This is a genomic window from Phocaeicola paurosaccharolyticus JCM 15092 (assembly GCF_000613805.1).
GTDB classification, from domain to species: domain Bacteria; phylum Bacteroidota; class Bacteroidia; order Bacteroidales; family Bacteroidaceae; genus Phocaeicola; species Phocaeicola paurosaccharolyticus.
In genome coordinates this window covers 30,627-53,739 of the sequence record NZ_BAJR01000022.1, presented here as the reverse complement: position 1 = coordinate 53,739, position 23,113 = coordinate 30,627, and the positions used below count along the sequence as shown (strand labels likewise).

General features: G+C 36.3%; 19 protein-coding genes and 1 pseudogene. 5 read left to right on the top strand and 15 right to left on the bottom strand.

Annotated elements, in window-relative coordinates; all coding sequences use genetic code 11:
* Positions 1-57 precede the first annotated feature (57 nt).
* Entirely contained in the window at positions 58-1,068 is a 1,011-nt protein-coding gene (gap, locus tag JCM15092_RS09930; protein WP_024994525.1) for a type I glyceraldehyde-3-phosphate dehydrogenase, read from the bottom strand.
* A 152-nt stretch (positions 1,069-1,220) separates the two neighbouring features.
* On the opposite strand from gap, the pseudogene mscL reads away from it, so the two are divergent.
* Positions 1,221-1,656 (top strand): annotated as a pseudogene (mscL, locus tag JCM15092_RS15750) (large-conductance mechanosensitive channel protein MscL).
* A gap of 100 nt (positions 1,657-1,756) precedes the next feature.
* Entirely contained in the window at positions 1,757-3,280 is a 1,524-nt protein-coding gene (gene guaA, locus JCM15092_RS09920; protein ID WP_024994524.1) for a glutamine-hydrolyzing GMP synthase, read from the top strand.
* Positions 3,281-3,416: 136 nt separating this feature from the next.
* On the opposite strand, the gene JCM15092_RS09915 is transcribed toward guaA, so the two are convergent.
* The 4 genes from JCM15092_RS09915 to JCM15092_RS09900 are packed head-to-tail and all read right to left on the bottom strand — an operon-like array spanning position 3,417 to position 8,615.
* On the bottom strand, positions 3,417-4,124 hold the full coding sequence (locus JCM15092_RS09915; RefSeq protein WP_024994523.1) for a LytR/AlgR family response regulator transcription factor: 708 nt from the start codon (positions 4,122-4,124) through the stop codon (positions 3,417-3,419).
* Positions 4,125-4,131: 7 nt separating this feature from the next.
* The gene (locus JCM15092_RS09910; RefSeq protein ID WP_024994522.1) at positions 4,132-5,190 is read right to left on the bottom strand and encodes a sensor histidine kinase; all 1,059 of its coding nucleotides are present in this window, start codon (positions 5,188-5,190) and stop codon (positions 4,132-4,134) included.
* Positions 5,187-6,236, bottom strand: a complete 1,050-nt coding sequence (locus JCM15092_RS09905; protein ID WP_204367516.1) for a histidine kinase — start codon at positions 6,234-6,236, stop codon at positions 5,187-5,189. Before JCM15092_RS09905 ends, JCM15092_RS09910 begins: the two co-directional genes overlap by 4 nt.
* 18 nt (positions 6,237-6,254) lie before the next feature.
* Positions 6,255-8,615, bottom strand: coding sequence for a TonB-dependent receptor (locus JCM15092_RS09900; protein WP_024994520.1), 2,361 nt, complete (start codon positions 8,613-8,615; stop codon positions 6,255-6,257).
* Between the two features lie 248 nt (positions 8,616-8,863).
* Here JCM15092_RS09900 and JCM15092_RS16650 point away from each other — a divergent pair, with 248 nt between their 5' ends.
* Positions 8,864-10,840, top strand: a complete 1,977-nt coding sequence (locus tag JCM15092_RS16650) for a transporter substrate-binding domain-containing protein (protein ID WP_024994519.1) — start codon at positions 8,864-8,866, stop codon at positions 10,838-10,840.
* 53 nt (positions 10,841-10,893) lie between these two features.
* Here JCM15092_RS16650 and bamJ read toward each other — a convergent pair whose 3' ends face one another.
* The 10 genes from bamJ to JCM15092_RS09845 form a co-directional block, all read right to left on the bottom strand.
* Complete coding sequence (bamJ, locus tag JCM15092_RS17090; protein ID WP_024994518.1) at positions 10,894-11,301, bottom strand: BamJ family beta-barrel-assembly machinery protein; 408 nt, start codon at positions 11,299-11,301, stop codon at positions 10,894-10,896.
* 27 nt (positions 11,302-11,328) lie between these two features.
* Positions 11,329-12,534 (bottom strand): transporter, encoded by a 1,206-nt coding sequence (locus JCM15092_RS09885; protein ID WP_024994517.1) that lies wholly within the window; start codon positions 12,532-12,534, stop codon positions 11,329-11,331.
* Entirely contained in the window at positions 12,531-13,175 is a 645-nt protein-coding gene (locus JCM15092_RS09880) for an ATP-binding cassette domain-containing protein (RefSeq protein WP_024994516.1), read from the bottom strand. The genes JCM15092_RS09885 and JCM15092_RS09880 overlap by 4 nt, the downstream gene beginning before the upstream one ends.
* A 2-nt stretch (positions 13,176-13,177) precedes the next feature.
* Complete coding sequence (locus JCM15092_RS09875; RefSeq protein WP_024994515.1) at positions 13,178-14,686, bottom strand: DUF4836 family protein; 1,509 nt, start codon at positions 14,684-14,686, stop codon at positions 13,178-13,180.
* Between the two features lie 3 nt (positions 14,687-14,689).
* Positions 14,690-15,391, bottom strand: coding sequence for a 16S rRNA (uracil(1498)-N(3))-methyltransferase (locus tag JCM15092_RS09870; RefSeq protein ID WP_024994514.1), 702 nt, complete (start codon positions 15,389-15,391; stop codon positions 14,690-14,692).
* 3 nt (positions 15,392-15,394) lie between these two features.
* Positions 15,395-15,970: a bifunctional nuclease family protein gene (locus tag JCM15092_RS09865; protein ID WP_024994513.1), complete on the bottom strand. Its 576-nt coding sequence runs from the start codon at positions 15,968-15,970 to the stop codon at positions 15,395-15,397.
* Between the two features lie 5 nt (positions 15,971-15,975).
* Positions 15,976-17,244 carry an MFS transporter gene (locus JCM15092_RS09860; protein WP_024994512.1) on the bottom strand — a complete coding sequence of 423 codons (1,269 nt, stop codon included), beginning with the start codon at positions 17,242-17,244 and terminating at the stop codon, positions 15,976-15,978.
* A 208-nt stretch (positions 17,245-17,452) separates the two neighbouring features.
* Positions 17,453-18,637, bottom strand: coding sequence for a class I SAM-dependent rRNA methyltransferase (locus JCM15092_RS09855; protein ID WP_024994511.1), 1,185 nt, complete (start codon positions 18,635-18,637; stop codon positions 17,453-17,455).
* On the bottom strand, positions 18,612-19,271 hold the full coding sequence (locus tag JCM15092_RS09850; RefSeq protein ID WP_024994510.1) for a 3'-5' exonuclease: 660 nt from the start codon (positions 19,269-19,271) through the stop codon (positions 18,612-18,614). The genes JCM15092_RS09855 and JCM15092_RS09850 overlap by 26 nt, the downstream gene beginning before the upstream one ends.
* The gene (locus tag JCM15092_RS09845; RefSeq protein WP_024994509.1) at positions 19,268-19,828 is read right to left on the bottom strand and encodes a DUF5063 domain-containing protein; all 561 of its coding nucleotides are present in this window, start codon (positions 19,826-19,828) and stop codon (positions 19,268-19,270) included. The genes JCM15092_RS09850 and JCM15092_RS09845 overlap by 4 nt, the downstream gene beginning before the upstream one ends.
* A gap of 178 nt (positions 19,829-20,006) precedes the next feature.
* Between JCM15092_RS09845 and JCM15092_RS09840 the strand changes: the two genes are divergently transcribed.
* The gene (locus JCM15092_RS09840) at positions 20,007-22,439 is read left to right on the top strand and encodes an FtsK/SpoIIIE family DNA translocase (RefSeq protein ID WP_408636522.1); all 2,433 of its coding nucleotides are present in this window, start codon (positions 20,007-20,009) and stop codon (positions 22,437-22,439) included.
* A gap of 12 nt (positions 22,440-22,451) precedes the next feature.
* Positions 22,452-23,057, top strand: coding sequence for an outer membrane lipoprotein periplasmic chaperone LolA1 (lolA1, locus tag JCM15092_RS09835; RefSeq protein ID WP_024994507.1), 606 nt, complete (start codon positions 22,452-22,454; stop codon positions 23,055-23,057).
* Positions 23,058-23,113 lie beyond the last annotated feature (56 nt).

Below are 23,113 nucleotides of genomic sequence, written 5' to 3'. Positions count from 1 at the left end.
AAAAAAGTCGCCCGAAACATATCGGGCGACTTCCATATATTTTAGTTCTGACTAAAATTATTTGTTTACTGTAGCCATGTGAGCGATCAAATCCAATACTTTGTTAGAGTAACCGATTTCATTGTCATACCAAGAAACAACTTTAACGAATGTATCTGTCAAAGCGATACCAGCTTTAGCATCGAAGATAGAAGTACGAGTGTCGCCAAGGAAGTCAGAAGAAACAACTGCATCTTCAGTGTAACCAAGGATACCCTTCAATTCGCCTTCAGCAGCCTCTTTCATTGCAGCACAGATCTCAGCATAGCTAGCTGGCTTAGCCAAGTTTACTGTCAAGTCAACAACAGAAACGTCCAAAGTAGGAACGCGCATAGACATACCTGTCAATTTGCCATTCAAAGCTGGGATAACTTTACCTACAGCCTTAGCAGCACCTGTTGAAGAAGGGATGATGTTACCTGCAGCAGCACGACCACCTCTCCAGTCTTTTACTGAAGGACCGTCAACTGTTTTCTGAGTAGCTGTTGTAGAGTGAACTGTAGTCATCAAACCGTCTGTGATACCGAACTTATCGTTCAATACTTTAGCGATAGGAGCAAGACAGTTAGTAGTACAAGAAGCGTTAGATACAAACTGAGTACCCTTAACATAACTCTTCTCGTTTACACCACAAACGAACATTGGAGTGTCATCTTTAGAAGGAGCTGACATTACAACATATTTAGCACCAGCTTCCAAGTGAGACTGAGCTTTTTCTTTAGTAAGGAACAAACCTGTAGATTCAACTACATATTCAGCACCGATAGCATCCCATTTCAAATCAGCAGGATTTCTCTCAGCTGTAACACGGATAGCTTTACCGTTTACAATAAGCTTGCTGTTTTCAACATCTGCTTCGATAGTTCCGTCGAACAGACCGTGCATTGTGTCGTACTTAAGCATATATGCCAAATAATCAACTGGGCAAAGGTCATTAATACCAACGATTTCAATATCGCTTCTTTTCTGAGCTGCACGGAATACAAAACGGCCAATACGACCAAATCCGTTAATACCTACTTTAGTCATTTTTGTTTAAATTTTAAAGGTTTTATAATATAGCTTTTAACATCTAAAAACCAAGTTTTAAATAATAATTGCACTTTATATTTTAAATGCGGTACAAAAATACAAATTTGTTTTTATATTAGTGACATATTTAAACTTTAAAATTTAAAAAAATGGCTAAAAGTAACTTTTTACAAGATTTCAAGGCGTTTGCATGAGAGGTAATGTGATTGATATGGCTGTGGTATAATTATTGGAGCTGCTTTCGGCAAGATTGTCTCAGCAATTGTATCTGATGTGATTATGCCGTTAGTCGGATTACTCGTTGGTGGAATAAATTTCACAGATCTTAAGATTCTTCTTAAACCTGAAGAGATTGTAGATGGAGTAGAAAAAGCTGCCGTTTATCTAAATTATGGAGTCTTTATGCAGGCTGTTTTGGATTTCTTGGTAATCGCTTTGTCTATATTTTTCTGCATCAAAATGATAAGCAAATTTAACAAAAAACAGGAAGAGGCTCCTGCAGCACCTCCTGCTCCTTCTAAAGAGGAAGTTTTACTTGGTGAAATCCGTGATTTACTTAAGGAACAGAACCAAAAAGAGAAATAATTAACTGTTTATTTCCGTTTTCTTCTGCAGAGAGTATTATGGATTACAATTTTCTAAGTATCTTTGCGCCACAAATCATTATATATTATTATCAATAGCTATGCAGCAAAAAGTTATTATTCTTGATTTCGGCTCGCAAACTACTCAGCTTATCGGACGACGCGTTCGTGAACTTGACACATATTGCGAAATTGTACCGTATAATAAATTTCCACACGAAGATCCTTCTGTAATCGGTGTTATCCTTTCAGGTAGCCCTTTTTCGGTATACGATGAAAAGGCTTTTAAGGTTGACCTTACAAACATCAGTGGAAAATATCCTATATTAGGTATTTGTTATGGTGCTCAGTTCATGTCGTATGTTAACGGAGGTAAAGTTGAGCCAGCTGGTACACGTGAATACGGTAGAGCTCATCTTTCTAAGTTCGAGCAGAACAACCCTCTTTTCAAAGATGTGCGTGCAAACTCACAAGTATGGATGTCCCACGGAGATACTATAACAGCTATCCCAGACAACTTTGAGATCATTGCTTCTACAGATAAAGTAGCAATTGCTGCTTATCAAGCAAAGAACGAGAAACTTTGGGGCGTTCAGTTCCATCCGGAAGTATTCCACACTGAAGACGGCACACAGATTCTTAAGAATTTTGTTGTTGATGTATGTGGCAGTAAGCAAGATTGGAGTGCAGCTTCATTCATTGAAACAACAGTAAAAGAGTTGAAAGAGACTCTAGGAGATGATAAGGTTGTACTCGGACTAAGTGGTGGTGTAGATTCATCCGTTGCTGCTGTACTTCTTAATAAAACTATTGGTAAAAATCTTACTTGTATATTCGTAGATCATGGTATGCTACGTAAGAATGAGTTCAAGAATGTAATGAACGATTACCAGTGCCTTGGTCTTAATGTTATCGGAATTGATGCAAGTGAGAAATTCTTCTCTGAACTTGCAGGTGTAACAGAACCTGAAAAGAAGAGAAAAATAATCGGCAAAGGATTCATTGATGTATTCGATGCTGAAGCTCATAAGCTGAAAGATGTAAAATGGTTGGCACAAGGAACAATCTATCCTGACTGCATTGAGTCACTTAGTATTACAGGTACAGTCATCAAGAGTCACCACAATGTAGGTGGCCTTCCTGATAAAATGAACCTTAAGCTCTGTGAACCTCTTCGTCTTCTATTCAAAGATGAGGTACGTCGTGTAGGTAGAAAACTTGGAATGCCTGAACATCTTATTACACGTCATCCTTTCCCTGGTCCAGGTCTTGCTGTAAGAATCCTTGGTGATATAACTCCGGAGAAGGTAAGTGTACTTCAGGAAGCTGATGATATATTCATACAAGGTCTTCGCGACTGGAACCTTTACGACAAAGTATGGCAAGCAGGTGTTATACTCCTTCCTGTACAGAGTGTAGGTGTTATGGGTGATGAAAGAACTTACGAAAGAGCTGTTGCACTACGTGCTGTTACAAGTACAGATGCAATGACTGCTGACTGGGCACATCTTCCATACGAGTTCATGGCTAAGGTATCAAACGACATCATCAATAAGGTTAAAGGGGTTAACAGAGTATGTTATGACATCTCTTCAAAACCACCTGCAACAATTGAATGGGAATAACCAGAGATAAAGGTTATAATTAATTATATCCATAATATTAAAGCACATAAGTATTATAGTTATCTATATACTTATGTGCTTTCTTTATTATTGACAACTCCCTACTCTACTGATATATAACTTTCTAACACCAAGCTTACATACTACGTGTAACAAAGCTATGAAAAAAGTTATCGCGGTAACTGTTACCTATTGCTATCTGATAGCTTTTTACATAGATATCATTGTTATCAAACGACTCAATGTGTGAAGTATTCACAATATATGATTTGCTGATTCTTATAAAATCTTTTTTAGGTAGCAGATCTAATATTGTTTTGAGATTCATCTTGGTAATGATTCTCTGATTATCCATCTGCAATATCACATAATCTTTCAGTCCCTCGACAAAAAGAATATCATCATATTTCACCTTGAAATATCTCCTTTCAGATTTAACAAAAAAATAGTCCATTCCATCCTCAATATCATCTTTTTCTTCTTGTATCAGCAGAGAATGATAGGCCAAAGCCTTTGCTACAGCCTTAGAGAAACGTTTTTCATCTATTGGCTTAAGAAGATAATCTATAGCCTCCGTTTCATAACTTTCTACTGCATATTCAGCATATGCAGTAGTAAATATCACCAATGTTGTCTTAGGTATTTGGCGAGCAAACTCCAGACCCGTAACACCGGGCATCTGTATATCTAGAAAAACAAGATCAACTATGTTGTCTTTCATAAAGTCTGCTGCAGAAGTTGCATTGTTGAAACTGCCTACGAGATTCAAATCTTTTGTACCCGACACAAGCGATTTAACTGCCTGACGTGCCAATGGTTCGTCATCTACAATAATACAATTCATTATATATTTAAATAAGGTTATATATGGTCAGAACAATCTTAAAACTATCATCTTCATCATAAATTTTCAAAACATGACTATCGGGATAGAGTAATTCCAATCTTCGGCGTATATTACTTAATCCAAGACCTCCCACTTGCCTATTGACCATCTCCTTAGTCTTAGTGTTTTCACACTCAAAAATAAGATTACGTCTATTTATTGTAAACTTCATATCAACTTTTGCACCACTATCCGAATTATGTTTTACTGCATTCTCTACAAAAGGAATAAACAGCAATGGAGGTAACGAAACATCATCAATCATCCCATTTACTGAACAACCGAAATCAAATTTATCGCGACGTATTTTTTCCAAATTCAGATAATCGTTAAGAAACTGAATGTCATTCTTAAGCATTACCCTCTCTTTACTACAATCTTTAAACTGATACCTTATAAGGTCTTCCAATTTAAATAGTACCTGAGATGCCTCATAGTCAGATTCACGAAGTAACACATTTGCATTATTAAGAGTGTTGAAAAGAAAATGCGGATTAATCTGAGACTTTAAAATTTCCAATTCTGTGTTTCGAGTAGTCACCTCTAGCTCGCGAACATTAAGCATTTCCTTTGTCCAAAAGCGAAAAAGCATAAGAGTTGTAGTAGAAATAATAATTATGCAGATGTTTATAAACGATGCTATCAAATTTACCAACAAAAGTATGGGACTATTTTGGTAGTTATCTTCTGTATTCGCCCATGACTGAATTATTACTATTACATACATGAAAAGAATGACCTCTAAAAATATGCATAATAAATAAAATAATATTTTCTTCCTCATAAACAGCTTGGGAACGAATATGAACATATTTACATAGCAAACCACATTTAGCATACCATAGAATACAACCCAAATACGAAACCTCTCTTCATTGAAAACAAATATTTCTGAAGATGAACCAAATGCATTCAAGGAGAGGATAAAAAGCATTATCTGTAACATCATATGTCTAGCCCAAGCATATCGGCTACTAGACATAATGAGTTCAAAATGTATTTTACTGCCTATTTTTGTACTCATAATGGAATTATTATTTTAGAGTAGCCAATATTTGTCATTAAAATAAAATCATCAGAGAAAATATGTTGAAGTCTGTCTCTCAACCTAAACTGTTCATATTCTGATAAGCTCTGGTGTTCGTCGTAATCCACGGTAAAGATGAGTTTATCTTTTTCAATCACAAATTTCATATTAACATAGCCTTGTGCTACCGAAATAAGTGAAACGAACAAGAGCGGTGGGACAAACACTCCAAAGCTTTTCCCTTCCACATCCAAAGAATAGTCTTTGCAAAAGCCATTTAGTTTGTTCAACTGCATATAATCGCTAAGAAATTTCACCTCTCCATCTAGCAGAACTTCTCTACGTTTACAATCATATAGTTGATATCTCAAAAGTTTGCTTAGTAGCATAAGCCTTTGTGAGGCCTCTTTTGAATCAGACAGAGTCAATTCTCCACATTTATGTAATGTATTGCAAAGAAACTCCGGAGAAACCTGTTCCTTAAGAAGTTCAGATTCCATTTGTAACTTAGAAGCCTCTATTATTTGTTTACGATTCCTCTCATTTAACCAATAACTAAGCAGATATCCCATAGAAATTCCAATAAGAACAATAAGCCACTGAACAAATTGAACAGCAAAGTCTATAAGGTAAAAGGAGAAGTAACCCATATGTTGTAAACGCCAGAATGGTAATCCATAAACATTGCATGTCAAGAATTCTAATGCGTGTTGTGATAACAACGATGTAAAAATAACAGCGAATGTTAAACTCCAAAAATGACCATATTGATGCTTCGGCAAAAAACGAGGCATTATAACCTTTAGCATAAAGAAGATAGGAAATATCTTACAGATTGTACTTACGAAACAGAGAATAATGAACGGCATTATCCCTGAATCAACATTATGATATTGATATCCAGTATCACCTAGAGAAAAAAGTAACATCAATAAACATAGCAGCAGACATCTTACCCATTTTAAATGTGAAGAAGTTAGTAGATAAGAAAACCATGTAATATTCGAATTCTCAGGCATAATAGCTCGTATTGTATAATTCACAAATGTAATAATAATTTATTAAAACTCAAATTTGTATGATAAATTAGGTAGAGAAAATGCCATTCCATATGCTTCGATACGGCCAGTACGGAAATTATATCTGTGCCCCCAATAGCTCTTTGTTCCTGTTGCATTAACATGCTTAATTGAGAATTCATGAGATAAGCCTTTCTTATTTACTTTATAGCTTATTGTATAGTGCATCAATAGTTCCGGATTATAATGACAAGAGAATGCTCTTGTCTCATCATATTGTACTTCATGATCAGGATGAGCTATTGTCTTATCGAAATCTATTGGAGAATAGTTCTCACCTCCCTGCATAGTTAAGCGGAGGTTCACACTAAACATATTCTGCTTATTCTTTCCAACCATCCACTCCTTTCCAACAAGAGAATTTATTATATAATGGCGGTTATATCTTGTATTTCTCCAAACTTCATCACCACCACTATATTTTGAGTCAAATATTGAGCCGGTAAGCATGCCATACCATCCATTCTCAAGATATCTTTCCAAAGTAAAATCAACACCATAACTTCTACCATTTCCACTATTTACTAATGCTTTGTCAAGATAGAAATCGTTGCGGTTTAAGACCGAATAAGAACTTCCATTCTCAACAGGTACATTAAATAGAAGCTGACAATATGGTTCAACTTTCAATGTCAGGTTTTCCGCTATACTCATAGAATAAGTAAGCATAAAATGATGAGCTTTGGTAAAACCTAAGTTTTCATTCACATTTACATCACCTAATCTCACAAAATAAACATCTGTCTTTTCTGAACGACTATACATACCATATGCTGCAGCAAGAGATTGTTTTTGATTTAGTTGCCATTTTACCCCTATTCTAGGTTCTACAGTCGCAGAATTATTCAAAGCCAACCATTGAGCATTTAATCCAAAATTAATAGTAAAAGTAGGCATACATCTCCATGCAAAGGAACTGTATCCCGAGATAAGTTCTGTATTACCTTTTCCTTTATAAACTACCCCAAGAGGCGTACCAAAGTTTTCAGCCTTATCCATGTGCATATCATATATCATCTCTGTAAATGTCAAGCCACTTTTATTAGTTAGTCTAGGAGTTATCTTTCGTGTATATGAAATGTCGCCTACTATATTGGAATACATACGATGAATATCCATATATGGTTCCTTAATCATGATATTGTTGTATGTATCGACAGAAGCATTTTCTTTGAAATAGGTTGCGGCAATACTACTCTTTAACAACCCTCCATTAGGGAAGAAATATGAGTGTGTGCCTCCTCCTGCTACCATATATTGCTTTGATAATGAACAGCCGTTGTCATCATTGAACTTCCATTCTGTGCTGTCACTCTTTTCATTTTTATAGTTATCTATCAATCCCGTTCCCCAAACAGAGAAAGTTCCACTTTTTACTGTAGGGAAATTAAGTTTAAAGTTCAAATCTTGATAGTCTATAGTCTGCCCATCCATATCCATAAGTCCGACTTTATCTACTAGTCCGGTCATTGAGTATCTGTAATTTACCAAATATGACGAGCCTTTTTCCTTATTTATTGGTCCTTCTGAAGCGAAATCTATTCCTGCAATTCCTACTTGAAAAGCATTCTCATTGTATCTGTCATTTCCATTTCGCATCTTCATATCGAAAACTCCTGATACAGCATTACCATATTCTGCTGGGAAAGCTCCGGTAAAGAAATCAGAATTACCTAACACAAAAGAGCTCAATGAAGAGAATACACCTCCTCCTAATATAGATATATCGGCAAAATGGTTTGGATTTGGTATCTCTATGCCTTCCATTTTCCACATTAATAGATGTGGAGCATTACCATGTATAGAAATTCCATTTGTGGAACCTTCGGAAGCTACACCTGAAAAAGAGCTTGCTAATCTAGCAGGATCGTCGAATCCTCCGGCATATCTGCTAGCCTCCTCAACACTAAACATACGTGCACCTGTAGTGGCCATCACATTTAGTGGCTGCTCCTTATTAATATGTGGCCTGACAATTATCTCATCTATTTGTTCTATGTTCTCTACCATAGGGATTTCAACATATCTGTCTCTACCCGAAGTAACGAGAACTTCTTTGACTAAAGATGGCTCATATCCTATTGATGAGGCTTTGATAGTGTGCCTGCCAAGTGTTACATTATTTATGACAAAAACGCCGAGAGAATCGGTTATAGCACCTGCCTGAGGATCATCCAATAATTGTACCGAAACAAATGGGAGTGGCTTTCTAGAAGATATATCTGTAACCACTCCTCTAATAACATTCTTACCTATAATACCTTTATTTGGCTCTACAGCTTGAATTGTAGCTGTAACTTCCATTATAATTGCTAGTATTAATATCAATTTTCTTTTTTTCATCTGATATATATTATTAATCTGATGCAAAAATAATTTGATATTACTTTAATAATGAAAATAGTATACAAAACGATCCAAATAATGTACTAAACATTATATTTTGAATACATTTGTCTATTTTTAATTGCTTATTATACAAATATCTATCCTAAACATTGAATAACTACAATCAATTAATATCATTTTTTAGAGATTACATATTTATTCATACAAAAACACTATTTTTGTAAATATGTAAAAATAAAAATATGAAATGCCGATTATTGTTGTTGATGATACTCGTTAACCTTTCATTTAATCTATTCTCTCTAAACTCATCATTCTCAAGGGACAAAGTTCTCTTTGTAGGAGGAAACAACCCTCCATATGAGTACAAAAATGAAGATGGAGAACCTGAAGGTTACGATATTGATCTCGTAAAAGAGATTATGAAAAGAATAGGTTCTGATTACGAGATAAAACTCTTTAATTGGGACAAGGCATTGAAGTATGCTAAGGAATATAAGAATGCAGTTCTGTTAGGAATGATCTATTCAAAAGAAAATGCTGCGGAATTTTTCTTTACTACCCCATTCGAATATATTTCGTTAAGTATCATAAGCAATAAAAATAATAAATATCAAACTTTCAGGGAGCTAAAGGATAAGAGCGTCATTGTTATTGATGGCAGCTATGAAGAAATGCTTGTCAATAATAATAAAGAAAAATTCAATATAAAACCTATCATTATAAACAAGGTCCAGGAAGGAGCTGAAATGATTCACCACGATATTTGTGATGCATTTTTGGTCAAATCATCCATGGGTATCTATGCAATAAAGCAGAGAAACTATGACCTAAACATATGTGAGATAAATGATCAGCCTCCTTTGAAGTATTGTATGGCATCATCTGTAGATAACGACTCCATTATCATGCAGATAAATCACTCTCTATCCAGTATCAAATCGGATGGAACTTACAATGTAATCTATGATAAATGGATGAAAACAATAGAGAAAGATAGAGAAATACCTGCTTGGGTAAAGTATGTTGTACTCATAGGATCATCCTTATTATTCATTGCGATAATCTTCACAATATTGCTTGTGAGAAGAATACACAAATCTAGACTGAAGATAAAAGATCAAAACGAAAAGATGCGTAAGATGAATGAGCAACTGTCACTCATCATAAAGAATACTAATTCAGGTTATATATATCTATCCCCAAATCTAGATGTAATATGGGAAAGTATCTCTCAAAACAAGTCTTTTATTTTCAATAATTTATACTACACTACAGATCGTAAATGTTACTCATTAATTGATGATAATGAGTTGTGCAAGAAATGTCCGGTCAGAAAATCCATATTCACTGGTATGATTCAGATCTCCGAGAACATGATGGGCAATATTCCTATTGAGCAGACAGCAATACCTATTTTAGACAAAGAAGGTTTGACTGCAGGAGTAATTCTCAAGATAGAGGATATTTCACAAAGAAAGAAAAATAGAGATGAACTTATCAAGGCAAAGGAAGAAGCTGAAAAATCAGATAAGTTAAAATCTGCTTTCCTTGCAAATGTGACACATGAATTCAGGACACCTCTAAACTCTATTATGGGTTTCTCTTCGCTACTTGTTGATGAAGAGAGGAAAGAGGAGAGACAAAAATACCTTGATATAATACAGCTTAATACCGATATGCTGGTTAATCTGATAGATAGTATACTTGATATGTCTAGCCTTGAAATTGGAGATGTTACAATAGATAATCTTGAGTTCAATGTGAACGATCTGTTCATAAGCATAAAGTCTAATCTGGATACGACTTTTTTATTAGCACCTGGCGTTGAGTTTATAATTGAAAGTCCGTTGGATATACTTATGGTCAATCTTGATTTCAGAAGGGCAGAACAGATACTTCTGAATTTTCTCACTAATGCATCGAAATATACTTCTATTGGTTCTATAACTTTAGGATATGAGATTACCGATAATGAAATGAAGTTTTATGTCAAGGATACCGGATGTGGCATTCCAAAAGATAAGATAAAGTTACTTTTCACATCATTCCAGAAACTTAACTCTTACAAGCAGGGTATCGGATTGGGATTATCAATTGCCAAGATTGTAGCAAAAGCTATGGGTGGTAAAGTAGAGGTCGATAGTGAACTCAACGTGGGAAGTACATTCTGGCTTATCTTTCCAAAGAGTGTTATATCAGACCTTAATGATAAATAAAAAATAGCTCTTTTTTAAAGAGCTATTTCTATTTTTTTCATACAAAATCAAAACTACATTACCCCTAGAAGTTCAACATCGAATACTAGTGTGGAGAAGGCAGGTATATCGCCATTACTTTTATTACCATAACCTAAGTCGTATGGTATGTAAATAATCCATCTGTCACCTAAGTTCATCTTTTGCAAGGCAATCTGCCAACCATCAATAACATCTCTCAGACGGAAAGCTTCAGGGCAGTTTCTTTTTATTGTGCTATCGAACTCTTTACCATTAATCAGTTTTCCTGAATAATTAACAGTAACAATACTGTTTATATTAGGTGAAAGCTTCTTATCGCTGCTCTTAATGACTTCGTATAGAATTCCACCTTCCAGCTCACCTACTCCACTCTTTTTTTTCAATTCATGGAGAAATTCCTCATTACTTCTTCTGTACAACTCCTTCTTCGATAGCGCCATTTTTATTTATTATTAATTTTGAGAAAATCAGCTTTTATGCCTCCATATAAGCATAATTTTCTTCTTAACGGCAAATATATTAAATATTGAAACAGAAACAAATAAAATAAAGCCAACAACGATGGCATACACCATTTGACCTTCTGGAAGATCAGGGAATATATTTGATATGAAATCCATATATTGCTTTCGGATACACCATACTATTGCAATACTTACAAAGAGCACTAATATATTTAGTGTCAAGGTAAGTACCTGATAAGGAAGAGCAACTTTTCCGGGACTATACCCTATGAGAAGCAGGTTCTCCAACTTAGATGTGTTTTTCTGAAGAAGCAGATATATACTGAGCATAAGTATATAGAAAGATAGAATACTTATTATAAGTCCCACTGAGAAAACTATACCCGATACAACCTTAAGGAACCATGTTGTCTTTCCTGCATCCAGTTTATCGTTTTCGGTATCATATCCCTTATCCTTGAAAAACTTGGCAATCTTATCATCTGTTGGGTTATTAACTTCAACAATAAGTCTTGATGGTTGACCACTCTTGCTACTTGCAAATTTGTTATTTGCCCATCTCATGAATGATTCAGGGACAAGAATAGTATTAAGCCTGTTTGAAAAACCTACAATATTACCATTCATATTTACCACCTGGTTATCCTGAGTAAGTATTCTTATATCAAGGTTTATCATACCCATCACTCCCTCAGAGAGCTGCGGAAGGTTTCTGCTCTGTGCAAAACCAAAGTTATACAGATTGAGATAGTTTCTTGGTATTATGATAGGTACACTATTCTCATTCTCATTAAAGTGCCATTTGTCCAACTTCAAGTCAATAAATTCATCGGGTACCGATTCAAAAAACATATCTGTTGACATCTTTAAACCACTATTCGACATGCCCATTCCTGCCGACACCTTAAACTGCGATGATGTAAAAGAGCCTACATTTTTAGTGAATGACTGCTCCTTAATCTCATCGATATCATCTTGTGAGAATGTACTTGTCTTCCCTACCAGAGAGCCCAAAGTAGAGACCTTCTTGCTAACAATAAAATAGTCTTTTTTTATAAAGCTGTCACCTTGACTGAATACAGGAGTAATATCTTTATAGAACTGCACACTCAGCAGCACTATAACCATACCGCAAAGGTTAGCGAAGAAAAAGCCTACAAACTGTGGTAGACTAATATGATGACGTAATAATTTCCATACTAATTTCATAGCGCAAATGTTTTATTGTAGTTCAGTTCAAGGTGTTTTCCGATAGATGTCACTATTATACCGCTTCCGCTCTTATCCGACTCTTCTGTCAGTATAGAAGAGATTATCTTGGCATTCTCCGAGTCAAGATGACTTATTGGTTCATCAAGGAATATAAAGTCGGATGGCTGACAGAGTGACCTTATGAAGGCAACTCTCTGCTGCTGTCCAAATGACATTTTTTTCAAGAGGGCATTCTTCTTATCACCTATTCCCAAAGCCTCAAAAAGAGCTTCAATCTCCTTCTTTGATTTATAGTTTGTCAATGAGTTCTTTATCTGAATATTCTCCATTGCAGTAAGTTCCGAAAAGAGTCTAAGCTCTTGAAAAAGCATGCTTATTGATTGTTTACGTATCTCTGTCCACTGCTTTATTGACCAGCTGCGTATGTTCACTCCATCAAAGCATATCAATCCCTGATAATCATTTCTATAGCCATAGATAAAACTGCAAAAAGAGGATTTACCTGTTCCCGAAGCTGCCTCTATGAGATATTTCTCTCCCTTGTTGAGGGTAACTGTCTGATGCCATATTTCAGACTCTATGCTATCTCTTCCCGCGAAGACTTCAGGAAGAGTGTTTTTCAATTCAATACTATTCATTATTATTGTAATTCTCTGACTAATAACTGTAATACATTTACACTTTTATCTTTTAAGAAAACATCCATTTTTGCACTGTTCCTATCAGGAACATTTATTGTTGCATAATCGCAGTAGTTCAATACCGGTTGCATCATTTTCAGATTATAATCGCTCATCATAGTCATCTGAGATACTATTTGCTGAGCATTTATAAATGTTACAAATCGGCTGTTGGCTGTACTTGATGCCGCCTTAGTATTGAACAAAGAGTTTGGATATTTTTGACATGCCATATTTGCTAGAGAAGCATTGTTGGTTACATATAGCATTCCATTTTTAACTCCGAACCAGAGATTTTCACCCATAGCTCCGAACTGATAAGTAGCCTTTCCTGTCTTCTTAAGAGTCATCTGCCCACCACTCATAGCAACGAGTGGAATAAGTTCATCGAATCCCGACATAAACTGGTCTGTCTTTACTTTTCCGTAAAGTATCATATCATCAAGCGATGGATTAATATATCCTAAAGCTACATCACCATCAACGGCTGAAAAAATATCGTTGATATCAATAGGAATCATTGGATCGTCCATCATTCTCTCAACAGCCGGATTCTTACTTAGAATACTATAAAGCTCACCACCTTTTATAGATGCACCGCTCCATAGAACTGTGTTTGATGGATAATATGCAAGTAGGTCGTTATCCACATTCATAGTAGCCTTGTCAATATCTTCAAGTGTTGATACAATAGATGCCTCACTTATCAGCGACTGAACCTGGCATGATATATTGCCAGCATTAAAATCCACATTCATAAGATATTTGAGATCCTCAAGTTTCATATCTGCAGGCATACCTATCTTCAACTGACTAACCAGGTTGCTTGGCAAAAGAGAAAAGTTCAGTATCATAGCCATCTCTCCCTTTGCCTCATTTAGTTTTTTGAAATATGAAGTATTCGAAAAGCTCTTATCTTTCTCCTGACGCATATACGACATAAGAGTCTCCTTTAGTCCGCTGCTATCATCAGTTCCGTTAGATATTATCATAAGAGTACCATTGTTGAACCCACAGAAGAGATTGCCAATCTTTGCCCATTGGCATTTGTCACCATCATGTATTTCACTGCTTACACCCTCTTCATTTAACACCTCAAGTATTGAACTGAAGTCATCCTCATCATCAAGTTTTGCCAGAATGCCAAAAAGATTTGAAGAATCCCCTGAGAAGAGGTATATATTATCCTCGAAAGATATTCCTGATGAAGAAGGGTCTTTTAAAAGTTCCTCCACTGCCTTGTTCGACTTAGCTCCCAAGCCACTTTTTAAAGCATCTGTTATGCGTCTTACCAATGCTTTGCTGTTCTCTTCATTAATACCACTCTTATCTACAATCTTCTTCATATTAAGAGATATAACCATACTAGCATCCTGTGGAATAGCATCGGTATATTCACTCTTTGAAGAGCAAGATGAGAAAAAGATTACTACAAGGATAAAAATAGTATTAGATATAAGCTTTTTCATCTGTTATCGTTGATTTGTTAAATTCATTATATGACAAGCTACCAGTGCCGCTGTCTCAGTCCTCAATCTGGACTTACCAAGACTTATAGGTACAAAACCATTTGCAATTGCCAGATCGACCTCTTCCTGACTAAAGTCACCTTCAGGACCAATCAGCACAAGAGCATCCTCACCAGACTTGATAATATTTTTAAGCAACGCTTTCTCTCCTTCGTAACAGTGAGCAATAAACTTCTGACCTCTGAACTCTCTCTTAACAAACTTATTGAAGTCTGTCATATCGTTGAGTATTGGTTTTGTAGCCTTCAGAGATTGCTTAATAGCCGAGATAAGAATCTTGTCCACTCTTTCACTCTTTATCACCTTTCTTTCAGAGAATCTGCAGTTCAGAAATGTCAGTTCATCTAATCCTATCTCTGTGGCTTTTTCGGCGAACCACTCAATACGGTCCATATTTTTCGTAGGTGCCATAGCCAGATGTAGATGTCCTGTCCAGAATTTCTCCTGTTTTTCCTTCTGCTCAATATCTACTATACATTTCTTGTTGCTTATAAAAGATATTGACGCTTTATAGAAAAAGCCCTTACCATCGGTCAATGTTATTTTGTCACCCTCTACAAGTCTTAATACTTTTACACAATGAGCTGCCTCTTCTGAAGGCAGCTCAAAATTTGATTCTATATCTGGTGTATAAAATAGATGCATAATTTAAATGTTATTACTTTCAGCATCACTACTACTCTTCTCACGACGTAATATCTCATCTCTGATCCTTGATGCCTGTTCGTAGTTCTCCTCCTTTATTGCTTTATTTAGTTCGTCCCTCAGAATATCAATATTCACCATATTGATAGTAATCGAAAAAGAACCGTTACTCTCTTCATTAAGATGTTCATTATCCATTATCTCAGCAGTAGTAAAGATTGGGGCTTTATACCTCAAAGCTAATGCTATGGCATCGGAAGTACGTGAATCGATGACATACTCGTTACCATCTTTTGTGAAATATAAATATGAATAAAAAACTCCGTCCTTGACAAGATATATCAGCACCTTAGTAAACTCCACCTCCATCTTTCTTATTAGTGTTATAAATAGGTCATGAGTAAGAGGCCTTGGTGATTTATATTTTGTCATTGCTATTTTTATGGAATATGCCTCTTGTGCCCCTATGATAATAGGAAGCTTCCTCGTACCATACTTCTCTTCAAGCACCAACGCATAAGCATCGGCAGGCTGAATTGTAGAAGACATGTCGTGAATCAAAAGTTCAATTTCATTCATTATTATCAATTTTTATCATGCTTATACTTGAAAATTATAGCAAACAGTATTGCTACTACCAACGCGTATGCAGAGAAGACAAACCATGATTGGCTCCATCCCGCAACCTGAGCTGTTTCACTGTTGAAATCCACGAAATTATTCACAACAGCCTGAGCGCCCAATGTTCCCACAGTAGCACCGATACCATTAGTCATGATGACAAACAGACCTTGAGCACTGGAACGTATTGATAAATCTGTCTCCTTATTAACAAATAGAGAACCCGATATATTGAAGAAGTCGAATGCGACTCCATATACAATCATTGAAAATACAAACATCCACACGCCGTTACCTGGATTGCCCAATCCGAATAGACCGAAACGGAGCACCCAAGCCAGCATGGCAATAAGCATAACTCTCTTTATTCCGAAATGTTTCAAGAAGAATGGAATAAGAAGTATACATAATGTTTCAGATACCTGAGATAGTGATATAAGCATATTAGCATGCTTTACGCCGAAGGTATTTGCATATTCAGGTATCTTCTCAAAACTACTGATAAATGGATTGGCAAAACCATTTGTAATCTGTAGTGATACTCCTAAAAGCATTGAGAATATAAAGAATATAGCCATCTTCTTCTGTTTGAACAGAAGGAAAGCACGCAATCCCAATGCATCCACCAAAGACTTCTTTGAATCCGACTTGCTAACTGCACAATTGGGCAATGTGAATGAGTAAGCACCTAAAAGGAGCCCCCAGAAAGCACAGAAGAAGAACTGCATATATGTACGTTGGAATCCCAAAACATCTGTAAGTAACATGGCACATATAAAACCGATGGTTCCAAAGATTCTTATTGGAGGGAAAGCCACCACAGGGTCAAGGTTTACCTTGTCAAGAGAGCTATAAGCTACAGAATTGGAGAGTGCCAAAGTAGGCATATAGAAGGCAACACTCAAAGAGTAAAATGTAAATAGAGGTCCAAATTCTGTTGGATTGGAACTATATCCGTAATAACCTGTAAGTATCATGAAAAAAGCTGCAAGGAACTGACAAACACCTAAGAGTTTCTGAGCAGGTACCCAACGGTCTGCAATTACACCCATTATGGCAGGCATAAAGAGTGACACCACACCCTGCATTGCATAAAACAAACCTATATTCTCACCTAAACCAATATTAGTCAGGTAAGCACCCATAGATGTTAGATAAGTACCCCAAATTGCAAACTGTAAAAAGTTCATGACTATAAGTCTGAACCTCATCATAGATATGTTATTATTCATCTTACTGCTTTATATCATTATTTAACCACAAAGATATAAAACAATTTGTTTTACAATACAGATTAATATTTAAAAAAAAAGGGTATCTATCGCAGACACCCAATCTCAATTAACCTTAAATCTAATACCATGAAAAACATGCTACAAAGATAGGTTATTTATGGTATATAGCATTTAATCTATAATCTTTTTTAAATGAACTTTACTTTTATTCAACATAGAGCACAAGTCCCTTAAGATATTCCCCTTCCGGATGATAAATATTTACAGGATGATCTCCTGGTTGAGTTAGCTGGTGTAATATTTTCACACTTCTTCCAGACTGTGCGGCAGCTGTGAAGATAGCATTTCTGAAATTCTCCTTGCTTACCACCTGAGAACAGGAGAATGTAAATAGAATTCCTCCCGGTTTAATCTTCTCGAATGCCTTTGCATTAAGCTTTGTATAACCTCTTAACGCATTGCGAAGAGCATCTTTATGTTTTGCAAATGCAGGAGGGTCAAGTATTATCAAGTCATACTGGTCACCCATCTGATCAAGATATTTGAATGCGTCTTCAGCAAAAGCCTTATGACGAGGATCACCTGGGAAATTAAGTTCTACATTCAGGTTGGTAAGGTCGATAGCCTTTGCAGAGCTGTCTACTGAATGCACCAGTTTAGCACCTCCGCGCATTGCGTAGAATGAGAAACCTCCTGTATAGCAGAACATGTTCAACACACTACGTCCTTTTGCAAAATGCTCCAATAGATGTCTGTTTTCACGTTGGTCAACAAAGAAACCTGTCTTCTGACCTTTCAGCCAGTCAACATGGAACTTCAGGCCATACTCCATTGCAACATTCTCCGAGCTTCCACCTTTTATAAAACCATTCTCCTGACCTAACTCAGCCTTGAAAGGAAGAGTTGTTTCCGACTTATAGTATATATTCTCAACAATACCATCCATCACCTCTGAGAGTGCTTCGACAATGTCCATTCTGTTCTCATGCATACCTACAGAATGTGCCTGCATAACAGCAGTTTTGCCGTATATGTCTATAACAAGGCCGGGTAAGTTATCACCCTCACCATGTACCAGACGATAAGTATTGTTTATAGGATTTTCGGCAACCCCCAGTGCCTTGCGAAGATCGTAAGCAACCTCTAAGCGACGTTTCCAAAAAGAGTTATCTATAACCTCCTGATTGAAAGTAAGCACACGTACAGCTATACTGCCAACCTGAAAGTGACCACAAGCAATAAATTCTTTCTTTGAACTATATATGTCTACTATTTCTCCCTCTTCACATTCACCCTCTATGCGTGCAATCGCACCCGAAAACACCCATGGATGAAATCTTTTCAATGACTCTTCCTTACCGGGTTTAAGAAATATTTTTTTGTAAACCATCTATATTTGTATTTATTAATTCGTTTTGTACAGTTACATAATCACCACTCTTCTCGAGTTCCTGCAACATGTTGTATATCTTGACACATGCCCAAGCATCCGTTGCTGCATATAGTTGTTGACCGTCACTTAATGACTCAGCCTCCCAGTTTGATAGTCTCTGCGATTTAGAAATTTTTTGTCCGAATAGATTTGCAAAGAGCTTCTGTAAACTTTTATCCTCGATTCCAAATTTAGGAGCATAATCCTGCAGTTCTATCCAGTTGCCAAGATCAGTTTTCACCGATTTTCTCTTTTTCAGTGAGTTGAAATCATCTTTCAGTGATAATCCGATTTTTAGTACATCCCCAATAAGAAATTCTTCCAACTCCTTAGGCATGCCAATCAGATTGAGACGAAACAAAAAGCAAGTATCCAATGTTGATATCTGGAGCAAAGAGACTTTATACATAGTCCCTTTCTTAAAAGATGGCCTTGTCTCTGTGTCTACTCCAACACAGCTTTGCATATTTAAATAATCAACTGCCTTTATTGCTGCTTCCTGAGTATAGATAACGAATACCCTACCAGGAAAGACAACTTTTTCCATTTTAGATATTTCAGTTTTACTTATCTTGTTTTTTAGTTCCCTCATAATATGTCATTTTCTTCATCCTCACACAAGTATTCATCATCATCATCAATTCTACCATATTTTATATCGTGTAGAGCTTTAAGTGCATTTACCAGTCTCTGTCCCCAAAAATCAGCAAAATGCTCTTTACATAAAAACAGAGAGTCATTCATAGTTATATTAAAACCTATCTGGAATACACTTATAAAGTCCTTCAGGTCTTGATATATATCTGCCAAATCTTCGGAGATAGTTCTTTTTATTGGGGTATCACTATACTTCATATCTTCCATGAACACCTCTAGATAATCATCTTTATGAGCAAGGATACCATTTATTTTTGTCCTAACAAATTCATAGTCATCTTCTGTGACAAAAGTCTCAGGATCATATTCTCCAATCTGTTCACATTTCGGAATTAATAATGCCTTAAGATAAAGAAGTGGAAGTATCTTTATAGCTACGTCTACAAACTCTTTTGAATCTTGAATATCATTTCTCTCAATAAAGACACAATATTCAGCCGCAACAGTCACAAACTCTACAGAATTCTTATCAAAAATCACTTGACTTTCCATATTCAATAAATTATGAATTTGATTTGCAAAGGTAAGAAAAAAAGGTAATCTTTGCTCTTACAATTAATCATTTTCGTGTACATTTGCGAAATAATGTAAATTCCTAAAAGTCAAAATTTATATGGCAAGAAAAAAAGCAGATAAAGATAAACCCACTTTAGACAATACACCCAATAAGATTTCAGGATTTTTCAAAAATGAGACAACACATTTCGTTATCGGGCTTATTTGCATAATATTAGCGGTTTATATGCTGCTGGCCTTTACATCATTCTTCTTCACTGGTGCTGCAGACCAAAGCATAATTTACAATCAGGAAAACGGCGAACTCCTACAAACGACAAATCATATAAAGAACTATGCAGGAGCACGTGGTGCCATTCTTGCCGAGACACTGATAAATCAATGTTTTGGTATTGCTTCATATTTCATAATACTTTTCCTTGCTGCCGTGGGTATGAAACTCATGAAAGCATACAAAGTAAGAGTGTGGAAGTGGTTCATGACATGCGCAATACTACTTATCTGGTTCTCTATAACTTTAGGTTTTGCTTTCGACGGACTTATTCCTGATAGTTTTATATATCCGGGAGGTCTTCATGGATACAATGTAAGCAGATGGTTCATATCTCAAATTGGTGTACCCGGGCTGCTATTGCTACTCCTAACAACAGCAATCCTACTTTTTATATATATAAGCAAAGAGACAATAAACATCATCCGCAAAATAGTTCATCCTCAGTTCAGTTCAACTAAAAGTGCTTTTGATGATGATAATGAAGTAAATCATTACAGCGACTCTGAAGATATTGAAACTGAAGATCCAAAGCCTATACATGTAAACTTTGAATTGGACAATGAGAAAGAGGACAACTCACCAATAGATCCAATTATAAATGATCAAAGTGGCATTAATAATGACTTGAATGAAAAATCTTCAGATATCTCTTTTTCTATGCCTCACTTAGCACATCAAAATGGTGAAGCTGTTATAAAGAAGAGCGTAGACAGCGATGGAGATGTTGATGACGAAGAGCTATCATTTACAGTAGAGAGTCAGAATAATGATGATGACAAAGAGTACAACGGACCTGTTTTATCTCCATACAACCCAAAATTGGATTTGGAGAACTATAAGTATCCAACTATTGATCTTCTAAAGAGTTATGATGACCAGGGACCAAATATTGACATGGAGGAGCAGAATGCCAATAAAGACAGAATCATCAATGTCCTTAGAAGTTTCGGTATCGAGATAAGCTCTATTAAAGCAAGTGTAGGTCCTACAATTACGTTGTATGAGATTACTCCTGCTGAAGGAGTACGTATCTCAAAAATCAGAAATCTTGAAGATGACATAGCACTTAGCCTCTCTGCATTGGGTATCCGTATCATTGCACCTATTCCCGGAAAAGGTACTATAGGTATTGAGGTTCCAAATGCGAATCCTAAGATTGTCTCTATGCGTTCCATTATAAACAGCAAGAAGTTCCAGGAGACAACATACGACCTTCCCGTTGCACTTGGAAAGACAATCACCAATGATGTTTTCATGGTAGACCTAACAAAAGCTCCTCACATGCTTGTTGCCGGTGCTACAGGACAGGGTAAATCTGTTGGTCTTAATGCTATAGTTACATCACTGCTGTACAAGAAACACCCTGCTGAACTTAAGTTCGTAATCATCGACCCTAAGAAAGTGGAGTTCTCTGTATATGCACCTATAGAGAGACATTTCCTTGCTAAGTTACCTGACGGAGATGATGCTATCATCACCGATGTTACTAAGGTAGTTCAGACCCTCAACTCACTATGTAGTGAGATGGATACTAGATATGACCTTCTACGTAAAGCAGGCTGCCGTAACATAAAAGAGTATAATGCCAAGTTTATAAGCAGGAAGCTGAATCCTGAAAAAGGACATAGATTCATGCCATATATAGTAATTATTATCGATGAGTTCGGTGACCTTATCATGACAGCAGGCAAAGAGATTGAGTTGCCTATATGCCGTATTGCACAGCTTGCACGTGCTATCGGTATTCATGCTATCATCGCAACTCAGAGACCTACAACAAATATCATAACAGGTACTATAAAGGCCAACTTCCCTGCCAGAATTGCGTTTCGTGTAGCTGCAATGATGGACTCACGAACTATCCTTGACCGCTCTGGTGCCCAGCAGCTTATTGGTAAGGGAGATATGCTTTATCTACAGGGTAATGACCCGGTACGTGTACAGTGTGCCTTCGTTGATACCCCTGAGGTTGAGAATATAACAAACTATATCAGCAAACAACAGGGATATACATCAGCATTCATGCTCCCTGAGTATGTTGGCGAAGAGAGTGAAAGTACTCTCGGAGATATTGACATGAACAGACTTGACCCTATGTTCGAGGATGCAGCCAGACTGATAGTTATTCATCAGCAAGGTTCAACATCACTCATACAGAGAAAGTTCTCTATTGGATATAACCGTGCAGGTAGAATTATGGACCAGCTTGAAAGAGCAGGCATTGTTGGGCCTACTCAGGGAAGCAAAGCCAGAGAGGTACTCTGCGTTGATGAGACTGATTTACAGATGAGATTAAGTAACTTACAACAATAAATTTTATTTAATATGAGAAGACTTTTATTACTAATTACAATATCTGCTTTTTCGCTATCTCTATTCTCTCAGAATGACAGACAGGCAAAGCAGATTCTTGACAAGACCTTCTCTGCTATTAGCTCATCGAACGGTATTAGACTTACATTCAAGGGGACACAAAGTGGAGAACTTCTTATGAAAAAGAACAAGTTTTATCTCAACTCGAATGAGATAGATACTTGGTTTGACGGAAAGACTCAGTGGAGCTATGTGGCAGGCAACGAAGAAGTTAATGTGAGTACTCCTACTTCAGAAGATCTTCAGAGCGTGAATCCTTACTATCTATTATCATCTTATAAAAAAGGATTCAACTATAAATATGTTGGACAGAAAACCATCAATGGTAAAAAAGTCAACGAGGTTGTGCTGACACCACAAAAAAGAGATAATATATCCAGCATTACTATACTTATAACAACCAACAGTCAGCCATTAATGATTAAAGTTAAGGATAGGAATAACAGGGAAAACACTTTTCAGGTTACCTCTTACAACAACCGACTTAATCTTAACGACTCTCAATTTCGCTTCAACAAGAACAAATATCCTAATGCAGAAGTTATCGATTTAAGATAACTCTATCAAAGACATTAAGAATCTACACACTTTAAATTAAGCTAATTGTTTAATTG

Bases quoted from the DNA above. Each gene is read 5' to 3' on its own strand.
- gap (WP_024994525.1), bottom strand. From the start codon at position 1,068: ATGACTAAAGTAGGTATTAACGGATTTGGTCGTATTGGCCGTTTTGTA.
- guaA (WP_024994524.1), top strand. From the start codon at position 1,757: ATGCAGCAAAAAGTTATTATTCTTGATTTCGGCTCGCAAACTACTCAG.
- JCM15092_RS09915 (WP_024994523.1), bottom strand. From the start codon at position 4,124: ATGAATTGTATTATTGTAGATGACGAACCATTGGCACGTCAGGCAGTT.
- JCM15092_RS09910 (WP_024994522.1), bottom strand. From the start codon at position 5,190: ATGAGTACAAAAATAGGCAGTAAAATACATTTTGAACTCATTATGTCT.
- JCM15092_RS09900 (WP_024994520.1), bottom strand. From the start codon at position 8,615: ATGAAAAAAAGAAAATTGATATTAATACTAGCAATTATAATGGAAGTT.
- JCM15092_RS16650 (WP_024994519.1), top strand. From the start codon at position 8,864: ATGAAATGCCGATTATTGTTGTTGATGATACTCGTTAACCTTTCATTT.
- bamJ (WP_024994518.1), bottom strand. From the start codon at position 11,301: ATGGCGCTATCGAAGAAGGAGTTGTACAGAAGAAGTAATGAGGAATTT.
- JCM15092_RS09885 (WP_024994517.1), bottom strand. From the start codon at position 12,534: ATGAAATTAGTATGGAAATTATTACGTCATCATATTAGTCTACCACAG.
- JCM15092_RS09880 (WP_024994516.1), bottom strand. From the start codon at position 13,175: ATGAATAGTATTGAATTGAAAAACACTCTTCCTGAAGTCTTCGCGGGA.
- JCM15092_RS09875 (WP_024994515.1), bottom strand. From the start codon at position 14,686: ATGAAAAAGCTTATATCTAATACTATTTTTATCCTTGTAGTAATCTTT.
- JCM15092_RS09870 (WP_024994514.1), bottom strand. From the start codon at position 15,391: ATGCATCTATTTTATACACCAGATATAGAATCAAATTTTGAGCTGCCT.
- JCM15092_RS09865 (WP_024994513.1), bottom strand. From the start codon at position 15,970: ATGAATGAAATTGAACTTTTGATTCACGACATGTCTTCTACAATTCAG.
- JCM15092_RS09860 (WP_024994512.1), bottom strand. From the start codon at position 17,244: ATGAATAATAACATATCTATGATGAGGTTCAGACTTATAGTCATGAAC.
- JCM15092_RS09855 (WP_024994511.1), bottom strand. From the start codon at position 18,637: ATGGTTTACAAAAAAATATTTCTTAAACCCGGTAAGGAAGAGTCATTG.
- JCM15092_RS09850 (WP_024994510.1), bottom strand. From the start codon at position 19,271: ATGAGGGAACTAAAAAACAAGATAAGTAAAACTGAAATATCTAAAATG.
- JCM15092_RS09845 (WP_024994509.1), bottom strand. From the start codon at position 19,828: ATGGAAAGTCAAGTGATTTTTGATAAGAATTCTGTAGAGTTTGTGACT.
- lolA1 (WP_024994507.1), top strand. From the start codon at position 22,452: ATGAGAAGACTTTTATTACTAATTACAATATCTGCTTTTTCGCTATCT.